The sequence below is a fragment of the Rhodococcus sp. D-46 genome, from assembly GCF_011290655.1.
Classification (GTDB): Bacteria; Actinomycetota; Actinomycetes; order Mycobacteriales; family Mycobacteriaceae; genus Rhodococcus_F; species Rhodococcus_F qingshengii.
This window is the reverse complement of record NZ_JAANTF010000006.1, coordinates 225885-242860: the sequence shown is the minus strand read 5'-3', so window position 1 is coordinate 242860 and position 16976 is coordinate 225885. Positions and strand designations below refer to the sequence as shown.

General features: G+C 61.5%; 17 protein-coding genes. 10 read left to right on the top strand and 7 right to left on the bottom strand.

Annotated features, from left to right (window positions below):
• The first annotated feature begins 143 nt into the window (after positions 1-143).
• Both G9U53_RS16870 and bphC read left to right on the top strand, forming a co-directional pair.
• Positions 144-1322: an acyl-CoA dehydrogenase family protein gene (locus G9U53_RS16870; RefSeq protein WP_125052032.1), complete on the top strand. Its 1179-nt coding sequence runs from the start codon at positions 144-146 to the stop codon at positions 1320-1322.
• Between the two features lie 35 nt (positions 1323-1357).
• A complete protein-coding gene (gene bphC, locus G9U53_RS16865; protein WP_042924009.1) occupies positions 1358-2278 on the top strand; it encodes a biphenyl-2,3-diol 1,2-dioxygenase in 921 nt (306 codons plus the stop codon).
• A gap of 64 nt (positions 2279-2342) precedes the next feature.
• Here bphC and G9U53_RS16860 read toward each other — a convergent pair whose 3' ends face one another.
• From G9U53_RS16860 to G9U53_RS16850, 3 genes are all read right to left on the bottom strand, one after another.
• Positions 2343-3656: a bifunctional o-acetylhomoserine/o-acetylserine sulfhydrylase gene (locus G9U53_RS16860; RefSeq protein WP_003939848.1), complete on the bottom strand. Its 1314-nt coding sequence runs from the start codon at positions 3654-3656 to the stop codon at positions 2343-2345.
• Positions 3657-3693: 37 nt separating this feature from the next.
• Positions 3694-4209 carry an OsmC family protein gene (locus tag G9U53_RS16855; RefSeq protein WP_007732784.1) on the bottom strand — a complete coding sequence of 172 codons (516 nt, stop codon included), beginning with the start codon at positions 4207-4209 and terminating at the stop codon, positions 3694-3696.
• 241 nt (positions 4210-4450) lie between these two features.
• Positions 4451-5212: an enoyl-CoA hydratase-related protein gene (locus tag G9U53_RS16850; protein WP_030536952.1), complete on the bottom strand. Its 762-nt coding sequence runs from the start codon at positions 5210-5212 to the stop codon at positions 4451-4453.
• Between the two features lie 117 nt (positions 5213-5329).
• Between G9U53_RS16850 and G9U53_RS16845 the strand changes: the two genes are divergently transcribed.
• The gene (locus tag G9U53_RS16845; RefSeq protein ID WP_003940428.1) at positions 5330-5923 is read left to right on the top strand and encodes a TetR/AcrR family transcriptional regulator; all 594 of its coding nucleotides are present in this window, start codon (positions 5330-5332) and stop codon (positions 5921-5923) included.
• On the opposite strand, the gene G9U53_RS16840 is transcribed toward G9U53_RS16845, so the two are convergent.
• On the bottom strand, positions 5924-6526 hold the full coding sequence (locus G9U53_RS16840; RefSeq protein WP_042448650.1) for a TetR/AcrR family transcriptional regulator: 603 nt from the start codon (positions 6524-6526) through the stop codon (positions 5924-5926).
• Between the two features lie 343 nt (positions 6527-6869).
• Between G9U53_RS16840 and G9U53_RS16835 the strand changes: the two genes are divergently transcribed.
• From G9U53_RS16835 to G9U53_RS16825, 3 genes are all read left to right on the top strand, one after another.
• Positions 6870-7673: an SDR family oxidoreductase gene (locus G9U53_RS16835; protein WP_007732778.1), complete on the top strand. Its 804-nt coding sequence runs from the start codon at positions 6870-6872 to the stop codon at positions 7671-7673.
• 55 nt (positions 7674-7728) lie between these two features.
• A complete protein-coding gene (locus tag G9U53_RS16830) occupies positions 7729-8850 on the top strand; it encodes a DUF5938 domain-containing protein (protein WP_003940189.1) in 1122 nt (373 codons plus the stop codon).
• A gap of 73 nt (positions 8851-8923) precedes the next feature.
• A complete protein-coding gene (locus G9U53_RS16825) occupies positions 8924-10444 on the top strand; it encodes an AMP-binding protein (RefSeq protein ID WP_165638939.1) in 1521 nt (506 codons plus the stop codon).
• A gap of 2 nt (positions 10445-10446) precedes the next feature.
• On the opposite strand, the gene G9U53_RS16820 is transcribed toward G9U53_RS16825, so the two are convergent.
• Both G9U53_RS16820 and G9U53_RS16815 read right to left on the bottom strand, forming a co-directional pair.
• Entirely contained in the window at positions 10447-12003 is a 1557-nt protein-coding gene (locus G9U53_RS16820; protein ID WP_083057061.1) for an alpha/beta fold hydrolase, read from the bottom strand.
• 78 nt (positions 12004-12081) lie between these two features.
• Entirely contained in the window at positions 12082-12849 is a 768-nt protein-coding gene (locus G9U53_RS16815) for a MerR family transcriptional regulator (RefSeq protein WP_064074269.1), read from the bottom strand.
• Positions 12850-13024: 175 nt separating this feature from the next.
• Between G9U53_RS16815 and G9U53_RS16810 the strand changes: the two genes are divergently transcribed.
• The 4 genes from G9U53_RS16810 to G9U53_RS16795 all read left to right on the top strand — a co-directional run bounded on the left by G9U53_RS16810 (position 13025) and on the right by G9U53_RS16795 (position 16510).
• Entirely contained in the window at positions 13025-13975 is a 951-nt protein-coding gene (locus G9U53_RS16810; RefSeq protein WP_165638938.1) for a TauD/TfdA family dioxygenase, read from the top strand.
• 142 nt (positions 13976-14117) lie between these two features.
• Positions 14118-15248 (top strand): ABC transporter permease, encoded by a 1131-nt coding sequence (locus G9U53_RS16805; protein WP_064074323.1) that lies wholly within the window; start codon positions 14118-14120, stop codon positions 15246-15248.
• Positions 15245-15931, top strand: a complete 687-nt coding sequence (locus G9U53_RS16800; RefSeq protein ID WP_003939803.1) for an ABC transporter ATP-binding protein — start codon at positions 15245-15247, stop codon at positions 15929-15931. Before G9U53_RS16805 ends, G9U53_RS16800 begins: the two co-directional genes overlap by 4 nt.
• Before the next feature lie 27 nt (positions 15932-15958).
• Positions 15959-16510 carry a TetR/AcrR family transcriptional regulator gene (locus tag G9U53_RS16795; protein WP_007732757.1) on the top strand — a complete coding sequence of 184 codons (552 nt, stop codon included), beginning with the start codon at positions 15959-15961 and terminating at the stop codon, positions 16508-16510.
• A 9-nt stretch (positions 16511-16519) separates the two neighbouring features.
• Here G9U53_RS16795 and G9U53_RS16790 read toward each other — a convergent pair whose 3' ends face one another.
• On the bottom strand, positions 16520-16894 hold the full coding sequence (locus G9U53_RS16790; RefSeq protein WP_064687737.1) for a hypothetical protein: 375 nt from the start codon (positions 16892-16894) through the stop codon (positions 16520-16522).
• Between the last annotated feature and the right edge of the window lie 82 nt (positions 16895-16976).

Sequence of the window (16976 nt, the reverse complement as noted above, 5' to 3'; positions counted from 1 at the left end):
CTACCAAAAAGGCGCACAGGGGTGCTCCCACTCACCGGGAAGCGTTTCTGCACTTCGGTGGGCTACCTGCCACCGTTTCACCAACAGATTTTCATTCTGCCCAGGCACTCGCCGGGTAGCGAAACCAGAAAGCCGGAAAAATCATGGGTCAGGTTCTGGACAACATCTCACAGTTCGCCGACGAGATCCGCGCTGACGGAGTCGAGGGCGACAAGCTGATGCGCTTGACGGACGGCAGCGCGAAGCGCTTGCGCGACTCCGGCGTCATCCGGATGTTCCAGCCGAAGGAGTTCGGAGGCCTCGAGGCGCATCCGCGTGAATTCGCCGAGACGGCAATGGCTATCGGCGCGATGGACGGTGCCACGGGCTGGGTCAGCGGCATCGTCGGTGTGCATCCGTGGGAGCTTGCGTTCTTCGACCGCAAGGCTCAGGAAGAGGTGTGGGGAACCGATCCTGATACGTGGATGGCGTCGCCGTATGCGCCGATGGGTGTGGCGAGGCCGGTCGAGGGTGGGTACATCCTCAACGGTCGTTGGTCGTTCTCCTCGGGTACCGATCATTGTGACTGGATCATGATCGGCGCGATGGTCGGTGACGAGTCCGGTAAGCCGTTGATGCCGCCGAAGCACCTGCACGTGCTGTTGCCGCGTTCGGATTACGACATCGACCAGGACAGCTGGAATGTCGTGGGCCTGCGCGGAACCGGGTCGAAGGACCTGATCGTCAAGGACGCGTTCCTGCCCACCTACCGCACGATCGACGCCGGAAAGGTGTACGACGGGACGGCGTGGAAGGAAGCGGGTCGTACGGAGACGTTGTACAAGTTCCCGTTCTCGTGCATTTTCCCGTTGGGGATCACTTCGTCGTTGATCGGTATCGCCGAGGGTGCGTTGGCGTGCAACATGGCGGCGCAGCGTGAGCGTGTGACGGTCAGTGGTGTTCCGATCAAGGAAGATCCGTACGTGCTGTTCGCGATCGGTGAGGCGGCGGCCGAGATCGCTGCTTCTCGGGCTGCGATCTTGGAGACGGTGGATCGTTTCTGGGACATGACGGAGAAGGGGCAGGAAGTTTCGTTCGAGCTTCGTGCGATCGGTCGCCGTACGCAGACTGCTGCGGCGTGGCGGGCGGTGCGGGCGGTGGACGAGATCTTTGCTCGTTCCGGTGGTGGGGCTTTGCAGTTGAGCACGCCGATGCAGCGGTTCTGGCGTGACGCTCATGCCGGTTTGGCGCACGCGATCCATGTACCCGGTTCCATCTTCCATGCGTCGACGCTCTCGCAGCTCGGCGGCGAACCGCAGGGTATCCACCGCTCGATGATCTAGTCCCACAAATACTTTCGAAGCAAGGACGGTTAGGCATGACTGAAATTCGGGGCCTGGGGTATCTCAGGATCCAAACGCAGGACGTGGCTCGCTGGCGCGAGCTCGTGGTCGACGGACTCGGCCTCGCGGTCGGTAGTGGCCCGGAAGCCGACGGCCTCTACTTGCGCCTGGACGAGCGTCGTGCGCGACTGATCGTCCTGCCCGGTGAGACGGACAAGGCTCTCGCAGTGGGCTGGGAAGTGCGAGATCAGTTCGCGCTCCAGCGTGTTCGTGAAGCAGTGGAGAAGGCCGGAGTCGAGGTCGAGGTTCTTTCCGAGGTCGACGCCAGCTACCGCGATGCCGAGCAGGTCATCGCATTCGGCGATCCCAACGGCAACCGAGTCGAGGTCTTCTTCGGACCGGTACTCGACCACAGCCCGTTGGTCACCCCGCACGGCGGCCGTTTCGTCACCGGCGATCAGGGCCTCGGCCATGTGGTGCTTCCGGTTACGCGTTTCGACGAGGCATACACCTTCTACACCGAGGTGCTCGGATTCCTCCCGCGCGGTTCCATCCGTCTCGGCGGTATCGATGCGCCGCCGCCGGCTCGCCGCGTTCGCTTCATGGGTGTCAACCAGCGCCACCACAGCCTGGCGTTGTGCCCGGCGCCGCCGGTTGACGAGCCCGGTCTCGTGCACCTGATGATGGAAGCCGAGACTCTCGACGCCGTCGGTCAGGCTCTCGATCGTGTTGCCAAGCTCGGCTTCTCGATCTCCTCGACGTTGGGTCGCCACACGAACGACAAGATGGTGTCGTTCTACGTGCGCGCACCGGGTGGATGGGATCTGGAGTTCGGTTGCGAAGGCATGCTTGTCGACGAAGCCTTCTACACCGCTGAGGAAATCACGGCCGACAGCTACTGGGGCCATGACTGGTCCGAGAGTGAACCGCTGGCCGCGTTCACTCCCAAGAGCTAGCTCTTACGCAACGAAAAAGCTCGGTCCCAATGCATATCGGGGCCGAGCTTTTTCGTGCGATAGATCAGGAAGCTGCTGCGGCCAAACCGGTTTCGAGGTCGGCGAGAATGTCGTCGATCCCTTCGATGCCGACCGCGAGGCGGACGAGCCCCGGCGTGACGCCCGAAGCGAGCTGCTCCTCGGGGGTGAGCTGCGAGTGCGTCGTCGACGCGGGGTGGATGACGAGTGAGCGAACGTCACCGATGTTGGCGACGTGGCTGTGCAACGTCAGAGCGTTGACGAACTTCTTGCCTGCGTCGACTCCACCGGCGAGCTCGAACGCGACGATGGCGCCGGTTCCCTTGGGCGCCAGCTGCTTTCCGCGCTCGTGCCAGGGCGAGGATTCCAGTCCGGCGTACGCGACCGACGTGACCTCGGCGCGGCCCTCGAGGAATTCCGCGACCTTCTGGGCGTTGGACACGTGGCGCTCGATGCGCAGGCTCAGTGTCTCGATACCCTGCGAGATGAGGAAGGCGTTGAACGGTGCGATGGCCGAGCCGAGGTCGCGCAGAAGCTGAACGCGTGCCTTGAGGGCGTAGGCGGGTGCACCGAGATCGGCAAAGGTGACGCCGTGGTAGCTGGGGTCGGGGGTCGTGAAGTTGGTGTGGCGTCCCTGGGTCCAGTCGAAGGTGCCACCGTCGACGATGACGCCGGCGATCGCGGTGCCGTGTCCGCCAAGGTATTTGGTGGCGGAGTGGACGACGATGTCGGCGCCGTGCTTCAGCGGCTGAATGAGGTACGGAGTTGCGACCGTGTTGTCCACGATCAGCGGGATGCCGTGCTCATGGGCGACTGCGCTGATGCCGGGGATGTCGAACACGTCGTTCTTGGGGTTGGAGATGGTTTCGCCGTAGAACGCCTTGGTGTTCGGACGGATTGCCTCACGCCAGTGATCGAGGTTGTCCGGGTCCTCGACGAAGTCGACGGTGATACCGAGCTTGGGCAGCGTGTAGTGGAAGAGGTTGTACGTGCCGCCGTACAGGCGAGGGCTTGAGACGATGTGGTCCCCGGCCTCGGCGAGGTTGAGGATCGCGAAGGATTCGGCGGCCTGACCGGACGCAACCAGCAGAGCCGCGACTCCGCCTTCGAGGGCGGCGATGCGCTGCTCGACGGCGTCCTGCGTCGGGTTCATGATGCGGGTGTAGATGTTGCCCGGCTCGGCGAGGCCGAAGAGCGCCGCCGCATGGTCGGTGTTGTCGAAGACGTAGCTGGTGGTCTGGTAGATCGGAAGCGCCCGAGCGTTGGTGGCGCTGTCCGGGCCCTGTCCGGCGTGGACCTGCTTGGTTTCGAACGACCAATCGGCGGTCGGATCGGTATCGACGGGGGTGTTCTCGCTCATGAATTCATACTCCGTGGTGAAGGTGGGTTGGTGCGGGTCAGGCGGTTTCGACGACTGTATGCACTGGGACGGGATTGCGGGTGAGATCGAGTACGGGGCAGTGTGCGTCGACCGTTTCCTGCAGTTCCAGGTAGCGCTCGCGGGTTTCGGGGCCGGTCAGGGTGACGACCACGCGGACCTCGGAGAATCCCGGACGGACGGCGTCGTCGAAGCCGAAGAATCCACGAACGTCGAGGTCACCTTCGGCTCTGGCCGAGATGTCGTCGAGAGCGATACCGAGTTTGTCCGCCCAGACGCGGTAGGTGACCACCTGGCAGGAGAGCAGGGAAGCAAGGTAGTACTCGACAGGATTGGCTGCGGTGTTCTCGCCGCCGAGGGCCGGCGGCTCGTCGACCTCGACGCTGTACTTACCGAGAGAAATGGTGCTGGCAACGGCGTCGTGCGCCTGGGCGGAAGCCTTGAATACGACGTGCGCTTTGCTGGCGTCTTTGTCGATGGCGTCGGCGTTGGCTGCTACGACCGAACTCAGGTGTGAGATGGAGGCGGTGGTCATGACAGAAATGTCCCCTGATCTGGGTGTACATACGAGTATCGACGTGAGCGGCGCTCACGTCGTAGGTCCGATCAGTAGATCGGACACCCGGATGTACAGACATGCGCAAAGTCGACATGGCGCCGCCGCGTCAGCAGCGTGCCCGTCTCGTATGCGCCGATTCCCGTCACAGGAGAGACTGTAACCGGTTCATACCCTTTCCGACCAGACGTATAGGAAATCTGTCTCGGATTGTGGTCTGTCATGCGGGCGGCAGTCCGCTCCACCGGGGTGTCCGACGATTGGCGAAAGCGTCGAGTCCTTCGGCGATGTCCGGAGAGCGCAACACTGCGTCCTTGGCGTCGTCGGTGACCTTCCATCCGTCGGCGTCGGCGTCGGCGTAGAGAGCCTCGATGGCCTTCAGACTCAGACTCACGGAGGTGGGGGAGGACTCGCAGATCTCCGCTGCCATCACCAGTGCCTCGTCGAGTGCCTTACCAGGGGCAGTGACTGCATTGACGACGCCGAGGTCCTTTGCCCGTTCGGGATCGAGTGTGCGGCCGGTGATCAAGAGTTCACGGGCGACGTTGATCGGAAGCGCGCGAGGAGCCCGAAAGAGTGCGCCGGACGTCGCAACCAGACCGCGTTTGGTTTCGGGAAGGCCGAATTGCGCTGTGGCAGAGGCGACGATCAGATCGCAGGCCAGTGCAATTTCGAAACCGCCACCAAGCGCATAGCCCTCGACTGCAGCGATCAGGGGCTTGTTCCGCCGGCGCCGAATGACGCCGTACTCACCGCCGCGAGGCATGCGAAGGTCGGCCCGCTCTCGGATATCGGTTCCGGCGCAAAAGATGTTGGGGGTTCCGGTGATGATGCCGACCCACAGATCAGGGTCGTCGTCGAGAAGATTCAGCGCGGCTTCGATTCCCTCGGCAGTCTCACGGTTGATCGCGTTACGGCGTTCTTCGCGTTCGATCCTGACGATGAGAACGCGGTCATGGCGTTCGGTGGAAACAGTCGACATAATTGGACTGTAGTCCACCTATCGGAGGCGGAGGTGCGTCACCTGACGGGACGGACATTGGACACATTCCGGACTGTGGCGAAGACTGTGTTCTGAGGCGGAGAAGGGCAGGTCGACGTGATTTCCAAACGAGAACAGAACAAGCGCGACACCAACGACAGGTTGCTCTCGGCTGCTCGAATTCTGTTCTCGGCGCAGGGTTTCGCCAGCACGACCGTCGACGACATCGCCGAGCGAGCCGAGGTGTCGCGAGCCACCTTCTTCAATTACTTCCAGGGCAAGGACTCGGTTCTCGAGGCGTTGCACAGTGATCATCTCGATCAGCTTGCGGCACTGGTGGATCAGCTCATGGAATCGCCGATGCCGACTTCTGATCGGATCTCCCGGATTTTTCAGGACTTTGCGCAGCAAGCGATCATGCACCCGCGCTATCTGCGCATGGTGACTGCAGAACTCGAGCGCGACTTCGCCTCCTCCGGAGCGGGGGCGGCCCACGATCATCGGTTCCACGTGGAACTTCTGCGGATCGTCACTGCCGGTATCGAAGCCGGCGAAGTGAGATCGGACTACCCGCCGCTCTTTCTCGCACAGATGATCGGTGGTACGTACGGAGCGTTGGTCCGCTTCTGGCGGCAAGACGCCGATTACGACGTGGTCGGAGAATTCGATCGCGGAGCCAGGTACGTCGCGGAAGGCATCGCTGCTCGCTGATCAGGGAGTGGGCACTACCAGAGGCAGCATCTGCTGGACGCTCTCCGAAAGATAGTTTGCGGCAGTCTGATCGCCGGACAGATGGCGCAGCAGGCTCTGCTGGAACAGGCCGTCGAAGATTGCGTACATCGCCGCCGAGGTGACCGATGCCTCTACGTCGAGAAGCTCGGCGTAGCGAGAAACAATGCGCCAGATCATGTTTTCGAGACTCTCGTCGATCGCGGCGACGTCGGCTCGGAACGACTCCTCGAACATCGACTGCGCGCGCAGGTCGTACCAGAGGCGGTGCATCGTGGGTTCTTCGATCATGGTCTCGGCGAGCAGTGCGCCGAAACCGGTTTTCAGTTCCTCCGGTGTCTTCGCGGTGGCGACGATGCCGTCGTAGCGGGTGACGCAGCGTGCCTTGTAGTGGCGCACGCAGTGGGTGATGAGATCGACCTTGTCGCTGAAGTAGTAGTGCAGGACGCCGTGGGAGAACTCCGAATTCTGGGCGATTTCGCGCAGGCTCGTGCGTGCGTAGCCCAATTCGGCCAGGGTTTGCAGTGCGGCCTCGGCGAGTTGATCACGTCGCTCGGAGAATTTGTCGACCTGGCGACGCGACACCTTGTCTGCGTTGGACCGCTTGGCGGAGTCGGACCGCTTCGCGGAGTCGGACTGCTGGCCCGGTGAGCTAGGTGCAGCCTTTTTCCCTGCCTCACTAGGCTTCTCGACTGTCGTGGTCACGATGGCACGTCCTGTTCCCTGCGGTTTCCACAGCGGCACGATCACCGCGTCCGAATCAGTGTAACCCCTGGTCTTTGACGAGCGTGTAACAAAATCTTGACAGTCGTCAAGATTTCTCTTGACACTCGTCCAAAGTTGAATACTCTGTGACTCACACCACTTGGCAGCGTCGCTGTGAACGGTGGCATCGCGAGAGTCGTTTCAGTCATGGAGGCAGTCGAAAATGAGCGTGTTTGATCTCGAGGGACGAAAAGCACTGGTCACAGGTGGTGCCAAGGGGCTCGGAGCCGGAATGGCTGAGGCGTTGGCGAAGGCGGGGGCGTCAGTGATGATCGGCGACGTTCTCGAAGACGAGGGTCGTGCCACCGCAGAGGCTGTTGGTTCGGGCGGAGTCAAAACCGGCTTCGTAAAGCTGGACGTCACCGACGACGCCAACTGGGAAGAGGCAGTCGCCGCCACCGCGGAGACTCTCGGCGGCTTCGACATCCTCGTCAACAACGCAGGCATCGAGATTTCCTCGCTGGTGGTCGACCTCGATCCGAACGACATCCGCCGTATGTGTGAGGTCAACATCCTCGGAACAGCGCTCGGAACCAAACACGGACTGCGCAGCATGCGTCCGGGTGGCGTAGCCGGAACCGGCGGTTCCGTCATCAACATCTCTTCAGTGGCCGCAACCATTCCGTTTCCCGGGATCAGTGGATACTCCGCGACCAAGTCCGCGGTCGATCGCTTCACCAGAGTTGCCGCCGCCGAGTCGGGCAAGCTCGGCTACGGAGTCCGCGTCAACTGCATCTACCCGGGTCTTGTCGCCACGGAGATGGGTCTCGGACTCGCGGCGGACATGGAGAAGCTCGGTCTCTGGCCCAGCGCCGAAGCAGCAGTCGGAGACGTCATCGGCCTCACCCCGCTCGGCCGCCTCGGTGAAGTGAACGACATGGCTGACGCCGTTGTGTTCTTGTCCTCCGACGCCGCGCGATTCATCACCGGAATCGGCCTACCGGTCGACGGTGGCATGGGCATGTAACTCGCCCTTCATTCGTACGTACACCCTTCTCACGTCTTCGAAAGGTTCCACGAACATGTCCGAAAAGAAGCCCGTCATCGTTTACGGCGTCTCCGGGTACACCGGCCGTCTGGTGTGTGAATACCTGCGCGAGTTCAACATCCCGTTCATCGCAGCCGGCCGCGACGCCGCTCGCATCCAAGAGGTCCTCGACAAGATCCCCGGTTTGGACACCGTCGATCACGAAGTCGTCGAGGTCGAGCACACGGTCGAGGCTCTCACCGAATTGTTCACCGGTGCACAGGTTGTCAGCAACATGGTCGGGCCGTTCATCAAGCTCGGCGGGACCGTCGTCGAGGCCGCGTTGAATGCCGGTTGCCACTACATGGACACAACCGGTGAGCAGGACTGGGTACTCGACGTCCAGGAGAAGTTCAGCGACAAGTACCAGGAGAAGGGCCTGCTCCTCTCGCCCGGTATCGCGCAGATGTACACCACCGGTGAGATCGCGGCCAATATCGCACTGGAAACACCGGGCCTCGATACGCTCGACATCCTCGTGCTGTGGAAGGGATTTCCCACCTACGCGTCCACTCAGACGATCTTCACCATCCTCAAGGCAAACTGGTACTACCTCGAGCAGAACAAGTACGTGCAGTGGGCGCCCGGCCAGACTTTCGACGTCGTCGTTCCGGGCCAGCACGAAACTGCGCTTGCATTGCCGTGGGGCGGAACATGCCACCCGGTGTGGTTCAAGAACGATCCGCGAGTTTCCAACGTCAAGGCTGCGGGCGGAGTGTTCGACCGCACCGTGATGGAAGGCGTTGTCGCGACGCAGAAGATCGTGGAGGAGCAGATCAAGACCCTGCCCGCCGACGAGCAGGAAGCCGCCTTGGCCGAGATCGCCGGATCGGTTCAGGCCGGTATGCCCCCTCGTGAAAATCCGCGCATCAACACCTCACTCGACTCCGTATACGCGTCGGGCCCGCTGGGTCGCTCGCACGTCGTGATCCACGGAAACTGTAACTACAAGCAGACGGGCCTCCTGCACGCCTATGCAGCGCATTCTCTGCTCCAGCAGGCGCCGAAGCGGACCGGGCTTGCCTCGGCTTGCCAGGCGTTCGGCCATCGCGAACTGCTCGGCGCGCTACGTAGTTTCGGGCTGGCTCTGGAGCCGGAAGTAACCATTAACGCCTAACTCGTCGCCCTCGTCATCATGTTCACGGCTCCCGGCGTGTAGCGCGCCGGGAGCCCCGCCCTGGAGGCTCCCCATGCGTTTGACCGACTATCTCGACAAGGGAGCCTCTCTTGGTTCCACCGCACCGTGTTTGACGATGGGGGAGCGCACTCTCTCCTACGGCGAGGTGCAACAGTTCAGCCGACGCTTCGCAGCTTCGCTCGCGGCTTCGGGCATCGCGCCGGGCGAAAAGGTCGCGATTCTGTCCGGCAACGACCCGATCTCGTTCTCCTGCGTATTCGGTATCAGTAGGGCTGGTGCAGTCTGGTGCCCGATCAACCCTCGCAACGAAGCTGCGGAAAACCGAGACCTGTTGGATTTGTTCGATTGTCGCGCTCTGTTCTTCCAGAAGTCCTATGCGCCGCTAGTCGACCAGATCAAGGATGCGCTTCCCCAGTTGGTGACGCTCGTCTGCATCGACGGCGAATCGGAATCGGCACAATCTCTCGAAAGCTGGCTCGGGGAAGACGAACTCGACGTCGCGGCGCCCGACGACGTCACCATGCTGGTCGGCACCGGTGGTACAACTGGACGGCCAAAGGGAGTGATGTTGACCGGGCACAACATCGAGACGATGACCGCAATCACTTTGATGAGTTATCCGTTCGAGGGGTGCCCGGTGTATCTGGCGCTGGCACCGTTGACTCACGCCGCCGGTGTTCTGTGCTTCCCGATCATGGCCCTCGGCGGCGAAGTGGTGATCATGCCGAAGCCCGATCTCGGGTACTTCCTCGCGAACGTTCAGAAGCACAAGGTGACTCACACCTTCCTGCCGCCGACGCTCATCTACATGCTGCTCGAGCACGAGGCCCTGTCGGCCACGGATCTCAGCTCGCTGCAATGCTTCTGGTACGGAGCGGCGCCGATCTCCCCGACCAGACTCGCGGAGGCGATCGACAAGATCGGCCCGGTCATGGCTCAGCTGTTCGGGCAGAGTGAAGCCCCCATGATGATCTCGACGATGTCACCGAAGGAGCACTTCGGCTCGGACGGCACTGTCGCAACGTCACGACTTTCGTCGGCGGGTCGACCGTCGCCGTTGGTGACAGTGGGGATCATGGACGACAAAGGCGCGCTGCTCGGACATGGCGAGCGTGGTGAGGTGGTGATTCGCAGTTCGTTGGTGATGGCGGGTTATTACAAGAACCCCGACGCAACCGCGGAAGCGTCAGCCCACGGCTGGCATCACACCGGCGATATCGGGTACCTGGACGAGGACAATTTCCTGTTCATCGTCGACCGTGCGAAGGACATGATCATCACCGGCGGTTTCAACGTCTATTCGGTCGAGGTGGAGCAGGCACTCATGGCGTATCCGGGGATTCAGGACTGCGGAGTGATCGGGTTGCCGGACGACAAGTGGGGCGAACGCGTTGTGGCAGTGGTGCAACCGCACCTCGGCGCCGACATCGACGGCGCCGAGGTGATGGCTTTCGTGAAGGCTCGCATCGGAAGTGTGAAGACTCCGAAGCAAGTCATCGTCTGGGACGATCTACCTCGCTCCAAGGTCGGCAAAGTTCTCAAGAACGAGATCAAGAGCGAGCTGACGGGCTGAGGTCACGACTCGCACACCACGTCTTCGGCCGGCAGTGAGCCGTCGAGCAGGTACGAGTTGACGGCGGCGTTCGCGCAAGTATTCGCGTAGCCCGGGAACACCGCATGAGTGCGGCCTGGAACTGTCACGAGCCGTGAGCCTTTCATCGCTTCATGCATGCCGAGGCCTTCGTCGTACGTCGTGCGGGTGTCACCGGTTGCCTGGATCTGCAATGCCGGAACGTTGTTGTCGATGTCGATCCGCGTAGGGGCCTCACTGCGCCAGAACGCGCACGGCATGATCGTGTTGTGTGTGCCGGCAAAGATCGGCTGATCATCACGGTGCTCCTCCAACTTGTTGCGGTACCACTGGGGATCGCTCGGCATCGATACGTCTCCGCAGACGATGGCGATTGTCCCGGCATAGTCAGGACCGGTTCCCAGTTCGGTCTGGAACCATGCCTGCATCAATCTCGTCAGCTGGGGATGGATGTTCTCGACGGTCTTGCCTGCGGCGAGATCGCGCAACTGAACCAATACCTGTGCGAATGCCTCACTTTCCTTCTCGGTGTCGCCGGTTCCGTTGACGTACATCAGGAATGGAAGGACGTGATCGTCGACGGCATGATCACCGATCTGTATCGGAGTGGTGGCCGCGTCCGAGATCAGCTTCTCGATGAGGGCGCGAACTTCGGCGGGCGTCGATCCGAGTGCATAGGTGGAGTTGTGTTCTGCTGCCCACTGCGAGAATCCGTCGATCGCTTTCTCGTTGGCCGGGCCCATGTCCTGGAACATCTCGTATCCGTATTTCTTCGGATCCGGTGCACTGTCGAGAACCACACGGTCGATCCTGTCCGGGAACATTTGAGCATAGGTTGCACCGAGGTATGTGCCGTACGACCACCCGAAGTACGACGCCTTCTCCTGGTCGAGGGCGCCACGAATCACGTCGAGGTCGCGGGCGATGTTTTGAGTATTGATGTGCGGCAGATAGTCCGGGTACTTGTCCCAGCATGTGTCAGCGGCCTCGCGTGCGAGCGCAACACTCTCGTTCCATCCCTCGTCCGTGGTGCCCGGCGACCGCATCCATGTCATCTGTTCGACGCCGCAGTCGATCGGTGTGCTCTTGCCGAGTCCTCGGGTGTCCGTGCCGATGACGTCGTATGCCGCTGCGACTTCCGGTGTCATGCCCGCATTCAGAATCTCGGGCAATCCCAGTCCTCGGCCGCCCGGGCCGCCGGGGTTGGTGAGCAGGATCCCGCGTCGCTGTGCGGGGTCGGTGGATGCGACCCGCGAGATCGCCACTTCGATCGTCTTGCCGTCGGGGGCGGAATAGTCCAAAGGTACTGTGACCATGGCGCATTCACTTGCGGTCGACGTTCCGGTGTCTGTGGCGCATGGCCCCCACTCGAGATCCTGTTCGTAGAACGCGCTGAGATTCGATTGTGGATCTTCCTGCGGAGTAGCAGGATCCGAGCACGCCGCCAATGCAGGTACGGCGAGTGCGGCAGCGGCGATTGTGGTAGCCAGCCACCTTCGTGATCGAGGCATGCGTGATCTGGGCATGGTGAATCCAGTCATTGTCGTGTCCTTGCGTTGAGCCCATTTTCGGGCAGTGTTGGTCACCCCACTTCGAATGTGGGGGCTAATCAGGGTTTTTCAGAGGCGGGATTGACGGGCGGCGAACTCCGCGGCCACAGCCTTCGCGAATCTTTCCTGGGTGACGGTTCGTCGATCCGCTTGGTGTTCGCGCAGTACCGCTACCAGCCGGGTGGGGGAAGCGTCCTCCGGTGCAGCCTGTTCGGGTAGCACGCGCTCGGTGAAGTCGCAGAACTGAATGGCAAGGGCCGCAATCGTGTCCGCGTCAGCCGGTGCGTCGGCGAGGGCATACATACGAGTTATCAATTCGATGGCCTGCTCGCGGTTCGGCTCGGCCAATACCCGGCGATGGGCGGACAGGAGTGAATCGCAGACCTCGGGATCGCCCCCGGAGACCGTGAGTGCGAGGATCAGAAGTTCACGCTCGTTGTCGATCCACGCTGTCGGCGCACCGGCAACGACGTACTGTGCGAGCACTTCCGAAAACGCGTCGGGTAGTTCAGGATCGGCATTGCGGCGTAGCGACTCGATGTGCGCACGCTGAACAGCGATCTGTTCGGCCTTCGTCGCCAATTCCTTGTCGAGGGCATCGAGTGCGGACCGAGTGTCGTGAGCGTCGCCGTCGAGTAGTTCGGCGATCTTGGCAACAGGAATCCCCAGATCGCGCAGGCGGCGGATGCGACTCAGTCGTGCCAGGTCCACCGCCCGGTACATGCGGTAGCCGTTGGGTTGGCGTTGTGGTTCTTCGAGAAGGCCGTTCGAGTGGTAGTAGCGCACGGATCTGACGGTGGTGCCGGCCAATTTGGCCAGCTCGCCGATGGTCATCATCGCCCTGCCCTCCCGTGATCGAATCGGATTCCGTCTGTGAAAACCATTCTCCAACCTTGACGCGGCGTCAGGGTCAAGATTCGCGCCGGAGAACGTGACCGTTGACACTTTAAGGCGGTGAACTTAATCTGACTTTTGTCCTTTACGACATCGTCGATTTCGAGGAAGTGCCCTGATGGCTACCCTTTTTCCTGCGGCAACAATCTTTCCGATCCCCACCGACCCGCTTGCTGCGTACGGTCCACTCGTTGCTCACCGGAATCCCGAGTCGGTAGTTCCGGCACCGTACGAACACTTTGCGGTCAAGGCGGTCGCGCCGACGATCGGAGCGGAAATCTCCGGTATTCGACTCGGTGGGGGTCTGTCTGATGCCGTGATTGCGGAACTCCGCCGAGCTCTCCTCGAATGGAAAGTCCTCTTCTTCCGCGATCAGGACCTCGACCGAGCGGAACATCGAGCTTTTGCCGAGCGTTGGGGCGATCTCGAACAGCATCCGTTCTTCAAGTACACGCAGCCCGGGCAGACGGACGTCGATGTCACGACACTGGCGAAGGATGCGATGGTCGGCGGAGTCGAGAACAACTGGCACAACGACGTTACGTGGCACGAGTTTCCTTCGTTCGCAGCAGTTCTTCGTGCGGTCGAGGTGCCGGAGGTGGGTGGTGACACTTTGTGGGCCGATACTGCAGCTGGCTACGATCTGCTTCCTGAAGACATCAAGAAGCGTATCGACCCGCTTGTTGCAGAACACGATTGGATCAACTCGTTCGGCAGGTCGATGCCGGTGGATGCGGTCGAGATGTTGCGTCCGAAGTTCCCCGCTGTGCAGCATCCGGTGGTTCGGATCATTCCGGAAAGTGGCAGGCGGGTGTTGTTCGTCAACATGACCTTCACGCAACGGATCTTGGGTGTGTCAGAAGAAGAATCGAACGAACTTCTCACGATGCTGTATCGCCACGTCAATCGTCCGGAATTTCAGGACCGTTTGAAGTGGGAGCCGAATACTGTTGCCTTCTGGGACAATCGGACCTGCCAGCACTACGCGGCCAGTGACTACTTCCCGGCTCGTCGTGTGATGGATCGAATCTCGATTGTCGGGGATCGACCGGTGGGCGTCGGGGGCTGATACGACGCTCAGCGCCTCGAGTGTCTACTACGGGAAGTAGTAACGCACCTCACATGGTTTTTCGACGCCTTGTCGATATGATTTCGACAAGGCGTCGATAAAAGTCGGCGTGACTCGTATCGACGACTTTGGAGCTTCCCGAATGTTCCTCGCCCTGCGTGAACTGTGGTTTGCGCGAAATCGATTCCTCTTGATGGGTGCCGTGGTTGCCCTCATCTCGATCCTGATGGTGATTCTGTCCGGCCTCTCGTCCGGACTGGTAAATGACGGTGTCTCCGCTTTGCAGCGGACGCCGATTCAGGCGTTTGCCTTCGCACCGGACACCAAAGCCGACTCAGCGTTTTCGCGCTCGGTCGTCACCGAGGAGCAGGCGCAGGCATGGCGTATGCAACCCGATGTCCAAGACGCCGAGCTCTTCGGCAACATGATCGTCAATGCAAAAACTCGCAGTGGCACGCCTGTCGATCTCACGCTCTTCGGCATCGAACCTGGCTCCTTCCTCGAGCCCGTCTCCGCCGACGGGAGGGGGCTGCAAGCCGACACGGAAATCATCGTCAGCTCTACCTTCCGTGACGACGGTGTTGCGATCGGTGACACCGTGATACTCGATCGACTCGGTACGGAGCTGACAGTTGTCGGATTCACCGAAGACAAGCGCACTTTCGGTCACGTCGACGTCGCCTACCTGCCCCTGCGTACTTGGCAGGAGGTTCACGCCGGTGCCAAGATCGGCGAAACCGCCAATGCCAGTGCCTATTCCGAAGCAAGTGTTGTTGCGATTCGGGGCATTGGTGGCGCGTTACCGGATCTCGTGTCGGGTGATGCGGCGGCGGGAACGTCCGCAAAGACGCTCGAGGAATCTTTCGACTCCTCACCAGGGTTCTCCGCGGAAATGATGACTATGTCGATGATCAAGGCGTTTCTGTACGCGATTTCGGCCCTGGTGGTCGGTGCATTCTTCAGTATCTGGACGGTTCAGCGCGGTCGTGAACTCGCAGTGCTGCGCGCGATGGGAGCCTCTACCGGCTTCCTGCTTCGTGACGGCATGGCGCAGGCACTGGTAGTGCTGCTTGGTTCCATCGGCCTCGGTGTGTTGCTGGGCTTGGGGCTCGGTTCGGGGCTCGAAGGCGGGGGGATGCCGTTCGCCCTCGAGTCCGGCCCAGTCGTCAACGGCGCAGTGCTCTTGGCGGTACTCGGGCTGGTCGGCGCAGCCGTTGCCATCGTCCGTGTTACCCGTGTCAACCCGCTCACCGCATTGGGAGAAAACCGATGACCACAGTCGAAAAGACCACAACCGGATTGGTATTGACCGCTGTCAGTCTTCGATTCGGTGACGGTGACTCCACCGTGCTCGCCCTCGACAACGTGAACCTGGAGGTCTCGTGCGGCGAACTTGTCGCGATCGTCGGACCGTCAGGCGCTGGAAAGTCGAGCTTGCTCGCTGTGGCCGGCGGACTCGGTCGGCCGTCGAGTGGAACGATTGTCATCGACGGCGTGGACGTGTCGGCGATGCCGGCCCGTGCTCTCGCCAAACTTCGACGAGACAAGGTCGGCTTCGTCTTTCAGTCCGGCAACCTGATTCCAGCGCTGACGGCGCGCGATCAGCTTCGGCTGATTCCCAAGCTCACGGGGCGGCCGGGTCGCGATCCCGAGGAGTTGCTCGACTCGGTCGGTATGAGTCACCGTGCAGATCGTCGACCCGGTCAACTCTCCGGCGGTGAACGCCAGCGCGTCGGTATCGCTCGGGCATTGATGAGCAATCCCTCGCTACTGCTCGTCGACGAGCCGACGGCTGCTCTCGACCGCAAACGCAGCCATGAGGTGGTCGAACTGCTCTCGCGCGAAACTCACGAGGCAGGCGTCGCTACGATCATGGTGACCCACGATCACGACGTGCTCGGGCACTGCGACCGCATCCTCGAAATGGTTGACGGTCGGTTGCGTCAGAGCGAGTAAGCCCGCGAGGGGACTGGAGGAGATTCGGTGCCGAGGATCGATGCGCCCACTGTGGTCGAGCATCGTGCTGCTCAGCGCCGTGCCCTCCTCGACGCTGCACACGCTCTTCTGTCCGAGGCCCCGGACCGGCCGCCGGGGCTCGGTGAGGTGGCAGCGAAGGCAGGGCTCGCCAGGTCGAGTGCCTACCACTACTTCCGGTCCCGGGAAGATCTCCTCAGTGCCGTCGTCGAAGACATGTTCCCGCGCTGGAACGACAAGATCGTCGAGGCGATGGCAGGCGCAGACGATCCGGTATGGGCGTACGTCGAGGCAAACCTCCAACTGGTTGCCGACGGGGAGCATGCGATAGTCGGAGCGCTGGCGACGCTGACCCCGCAAACGTTTCGAGATTCGCGGATCATGGAAATGCACGACAGTCTTGTGCTTCCTCTGGTCGAGGCCCTCCGTCTCCGTGGCGTGTCGGACCCGAAGCTCACCGCCAAGTTGATCAACTCGCTGGTGCATACGGGTACTGAACTGATCGAATCCGGTTGCAGCATGGACGAAGTCAGGTCCGCCGTGCGTGAGGTCCTCGCGTGACGGGCACCCTCAGGCCGTAATCAGATCCATCCGAAGGTACTCGGTGATGCGGAGCAGCCTCGGAGGCTCGGACACGTCTGAGGAAAGTGCTTGAAATGCTTCGCCTTTCGCGACGAGGCGCGGGGTGCCGAGGCTCACCTCCGTCTCGTCGACGGACAGTCGAGCGCTTCCCGCTCTCAAGACGTTCTGCACCCAGTCCGAGCCTGATCCGTACACCAGAATGAAGACGTAGCCACCCTCGACCGGATAGGCGTCGAGGGGCGTCCGGTAGGTCGTGCCGGATGTGCGTCCGACGTGAGTCAGTACCGGCCATTTACCGCTCGAGATCGCGCGAGGATTGAACACTCGCTTGTTGACATGTCCCCACCATCTCGGCATCGGCATTGCAATCTCCCTTCGCGAGCGCCTTACGAGCGTAAGGGTGACTTACACCTGTAAGGGTGACTTACGGATGTAAGGTTGTCAA

Bases quoted from the DNA above. Each gene is read 5' to 3' on its own strand.
- G9U53_RS16870 (WP_125052032.1), top strand. From the start codon at position 144: ATGGGTCAGGTTCTGGACAACATCTCACAGTTCGCCGACGAGATCCGC.
- bphC (WP_042924009.1), top strand. From the start codon at position 1,358: ATGACTGAAATTCGGGGCCTGGGGTATCTCAGGATCCAAACGCAGGAC.
- G9U53_RS16860 (WP_003939848.1), bottom strand. From the start codon at position 3,656: ATGAGCGAGAACACCCCCGTCGATACCGATCCGACCGCCGATTGGTCG.
- G9U53_RS16855 (WP_007732784.1), bottom strand. From the start codon at position 4,209: ATGACCACCGCCTCCATCTCACACCTGAGTTCGGTCGTAGCAGCCAAC.
- G9U53_RS16850 (WP_030536952.1), bottom strand. From the start codon at position 5,212: ATGTCGACTGTTTCCACCGAACGCCATGACCGCGTTCTCATCGTCAGG.
- G9U53_RS16835 (WP_007732778.1), top strand. From the start codon at position 6,870: ATGAGCGTGTTTGATCTCGAGGGACGAAAAGCACTGGTCACAGGTGGT.
- G9U53_RS16830 (WP_003940189.1), top strand. From the start codon at position 7,729: ATGTCCGAAAAGAAGCCCGTCATCGTTTACGGCGTCTCCGGGTACACC.
- G9U53_RS16825 (WP_165638939.1), top strand. From the start codon at position 8,924: ATGCGTTTGACCGACTATCTCGACAAGGGAGCCTCTCTTGGTTCCACC.
- G9U53_RS16820 (WP_083057061.1), bottom strand. From the start codon at position 12,003: ATGACTGGATTCACCATGCCCAGATCACGCATGCCTCGATCACGAAGG.
- G9U53_RS16815 (WP_064074269.1), bottom strand. From the start codon at position 12,849: ATGATGACCATCGGCGAGCTGGCCAAATTGGCCGGCACCACCGTCAGA.
- G9U53_RS16810 (WP_165638938.1), top strand. From the start codon at position 13,025: ATGGCTACCCTTTTTCCTGCGGCAACAATCTTTCCGATCCCCACCGAC.
- G9U53_RS16805 (WP_064074323.1), top strand. From the start codon at position 14,118: ATGTTCCTCGCCCTGCGTGAACTGTGGTTTGCGCGAAATCGATTCCTC.
- G9U53_RS16800 (WP_003939803.1), top strand. From the start codon at position 15,245: ATGACCACAGTCGAAAAGACCACAACCGGATTGGTATTGACCGCTGTC.
- G9U53_RS16790 (WP_064687737.1), bottom strand. From the start codon at position 16,894: ATGCCGATGCCGAGATGGTGGGGACATGTCAACAAGCGAGTGTTCAAT.